The sequence below is a fragment of the Microcoleus sp. N9_A2 genome, assembly GCF_036701775.1.
Lineage (GTDB): Bacteria > Cyanobacteriota > Cyanobacteriia > Cyanobacteriales > Microcoleaceae > Microcoleus.
In genome coordinates, this window is the sequence record NZ_JAUBRH010000147.1 from 1 (window position 1) to 1,669 (window position 1,669).

The 1,669-nt window shown below is 45.4% G+C and carries 1 protein-coding gene; it reads right to left on the bottom strand.

Translation table 11 applies throughout. The annotated features are described in order from the left end of the window. Positions 1 to 59: 59 nt before the first annotated feature. Positions 60 to 1,601: an IS66 family transposase gene (gene tnpC, locus QUA44_RS30450; RefSeq protein WP_333257645.1), complete on the bottom strand. Its 1,542-nt coding sequence runs from the start codon at positions 1,599 to 1,601 to the stop codon at positions 60 to 62. Positions 1,602 to 1,669 lie beyond the last annotated feature (68 nt).

Genomic DNA, 1,669 nt, shown 5'->3' on the forward strand with positions numbered 1-1,669 from the left:
GTAAGCGTTCAGGGGGTATAAAGAAGACGAAAAACCACCCCCAAAATCAAAAAATAAAATTAGGCAGCAGTCAACAAGTCAGAATCATCAGAACAATTATTAGCGTCAGGAAGCAAAGAAGGAGTGGCTGTACCACCACGATTCGCAACAATAGCCTGAGTCATAAACTCCAAAACATTACGCTTTTGAGACTTCAGGGTTGTCACCACAGTCAGCATCCGAGCTACAAAAACACTACCAGCTTGAGTTTGAGAACCAAAACTGGTACGTCGCCATATCACGGCAGGACGAATAGCGCGCTCGGCAGCATTATTAGTGGGTTCAACACCAGCAGTGGTAACAAACAACCACATTGCCAGCTCAACTTTGAGCAGTTGACGACAAGTGCGAACTGTTTTTGCTAAGGGAGTTTTTTCCCGGGATGTGATTTGGTATTTGTCAGCTTCGAGTAAAGTGGCTGTAATGGATGAGCGAATCTCCTGAACCAACTCACCAAAATCACCACGAGATAAAGTACCATCTCTGACTCGATGCCAAAGTTCAAACAACTTCTCTTGTTGTTTGACCAGTGCAGTTCCCAATTCTGCCGAGACTCCAGTCCGTTCCGATATTTTAATAAATTCCCGTCGCAAATGCGCCCAACACAATTGCCGACGTTCCAAGTCTACCCAGTTGTAAGCACCGTGCCGGTCAGAGTTCAAAATTCCCCTGAAGTTTTCACCCAATAAATTCTTTGCCTCTTGAGTACAACGGGTGAGGGCGATTTCAAAAAATGTGACTAGGGGGGTGACTGCAACCCATAACCAAGCTTTTCTTTGTTCAGGATTACTACCATCAATATTTCCTTGATTAAAGCTGGTTTCATCGGCTCCGACGACGTTGGCGTTTTGAATATAATCTTTGGCTTCCTGTACACAGATTGCCACGGCGTTACTTGCTTCCAGTCGTAGTCTGTTGACTGTTCCCAATGATATGGAAATCCCAAATACTTCTTGCATGGCACTTTGTACCATTCTTTGACTGTGGCGGTACACTCCACTCAATACTGCTACTAGAGCCACTACTCTGACTCCGTAACCACTTCGGTTCACGTCGAATGGTAATCTGGCACGAGTCTTTGTGCCACATCCGCTACAGGTCAATTGATGCAAACGATGCTCGATGACTATGGGACTGATGGGTGGAATTTCTACTATCTGGTGACGATAGGGGTTTGTATCAACTCCAGTCAGGGTGGCTCCACAATTACTGCATTCTTCTGGATGATGCTCGATTACTTCGCTACATTCTTCTATTGGGTATAAGTCCCGGCTATTTCCTTGATGACCAGGCTGCCCCCCTCGCTTTTTACCGCTTTTTGTCTTTGGCGGCTTTTTTCCCAATCCCGGTGGGTCGCAAGATGGTGGTGATGATGAGTTTTCTGATGTCCGATTAATTTTTTCTAATAGCTGTTCTTGAACTGTCAGGACTTCGGTTAGTTTCTTTTCCTGTTGTTCTATTTGCTGCGCCATTGCCTCCACCAGTTTTTTGACACTGGTTGGAGTCTTTCCCCAATCTTCTGGGGGTATCTGCTCTAGGTGGTTGACGCGCTTTTCTTCCATGTCACTTAATTTATCAGATTTTCTCCGCTTTTTGGGCTATTTCTCTTTTACCCCCCCTGAACGGTTAC

What these genes read in the sequence shown, in the direction of transcription:
- tnpC (WP_333257645.1), bottom strand. Translation starts at nt 1,601, where the DNA reads ATGGAAGAAAAGCGCGTCAACCACCTAGAGCAGATACCCCCAGAAGAT.